General features: G+C 28.5%; 2 protein-coding genes. Both read right to left on the reverse strand.

All coding sequences use genetic code 11. From position 1 onward, the window contains the following. Positions 1–90: 90 nt before the first annotated feature. On the reverse strand, positions 91–1,005 hold the full coding sequence (locus KMP12_RS07330; RefSeq protein WP_215757062.1) for an IS3 family transposase: 915 nt from the start codon (positions 1,003–1,005) through the stop codon (positions 91–93). A 1-nt stretch (position 1,006) separates the two neighbouring features. Next, the gene (locus KMP12_RS07335) at positions 1,007–1,513 is read right to left on the reverse strand and encodes a helix-turn-helix domain containing protein (protein ID WP_215757061.1); all 507 of its coding nucleotides are present in this window, start codon (positions 1,511–1,513) and stop codon (positions 1,007–1,009) included. Positions 1,514–1,573: the final 60 nt, after the last annotated feature.

Genomic DNA, 1,573 nt, shown 5'->3' on the forward strand with positions numbered 1-1,573 from the left:
CCCCATAAAGTTGTACCTAATACCAGAGTAAGCATTAATGCTAAGTCTGGTATTTCTTTATATCTTTCCTCCCCTAAAGGTAGGAAATTTTTATGCTGTATTCTTCTTTCTATATTCTACTGGTGATAAGTATCCTAATTTTTCTTTTATCCTTTCGTCGTTATAATATTTTATAAAATCTTTAATAGTTTGCTTTAATTGCTTATATGAATAGAATTTGTGTCCGTAATATATTTCTTGTTTTAATATTCCAAAGAAGTTTTCCATTGGTGAGTTGTCTAAGCAGTTGCCTTTTCGGGACATAGATTGGATGATACCATTAGTTTCTAGTTTTGATGTGTATTGTTTTATTTGGTATGCCCAGCCTTGATCTGAATGAAATATTCTTTCTCCTTTGCTTTTGTTTGTTATTTCTATTGCTCTATCTAAGGCTTTTAGGATTGGTTCTATTGTTGGTTGTTTTGATATTTCATAGCTTAGTATTTCACTGTTGTACATATCTAAGTATGGGTTTAAATAGAGTTTCTTTATTTGATAGGTTCCTGTTTTATCTTTTTCTAAATACTTAAATTCTGTTGTGTCTGTTGTTATTTTTGTGTATGGTTTTTCTACTTTAAAATTTCTTCTTATTTTGTTGTCTGATATTTTTCCAACTCTTCCTTTGTAGGATGAGTACTTTCTGGATTTTCTTGAATAACTTTTTACTTGAAGTTTTAGCTTTTGAACTAATCGTTGTACTTTCTTTTTGTTTATTATCAGTCCTGATTTTTTTAACATGGCTGTTATTCTTCTGTAGCCATAGTTTGGATTTTCATTTCTTATGTTGAGTATTTTGTTTTCTATTTCTATATCTTTATTCGGTCTATTTAAACGTTTTTGCCAATACATATATGTTGATTTGGCAAGATGAAAGTATTTTAACAAGTCTTTTAGTTTGTATTTGTCTCTTAGGACCTCGATTGTTTGAGCAATTGTTTTATTTCTGCATCTGTCATTTGAGACAATTCTATCTTTTTTTTATTACATCATTTTCTAGTTGAAGCCAATAGTTTTTTTCTTCTAATTGCTTTATCTTTTCTTTTAACTGTGCTTGTGTTAATGAGTTTCTCTCTACTTTAGTATCTTTTAAATTTTTACGAAACTTTGGCATTTTTGAAGTTCTTCCTCTCTTTTTAGGTTTTAGTCCTTCTATGTCTTTTTCTCTAAAGGCATTTACCCATCTTACTATTATTGATGGATTGTTTATTTTTAGTTCATTTGCTAGGCTTTGATAGGACATTTCTCCCCTTAAATACAAGTTTACTACATTTAACTTAAATTCCAAAGTGTATTGTGTATTTTTCCTTTTTACTTTTAGTCCTTCATATCCTTGTGTCTTGTATGCATTTACCCTTGTTATTATTATGCTTTTATTTGGTATTGAGTATTTATATGTTAAATTTTTATATGAGATGTTTGTTTCTAAATATTCTTTTACTACTTTCATTTTAAATTCTGTACTATATTTTGCCATTAAAAAACTGACCTCCTTTAGTTAGTTTTTAGGTCTAACTTTTGGGGGTCAGTTCAAAAG

It is taken from the genome of Gemella sp. zg-1178 (assembly GCF_018790995.1).
Taxonomy (GTDB): domain Bacteria; phylum Bacillota; class Bacilli; order Staphylococcales; family Gemellaceae; genus Gemelliphila.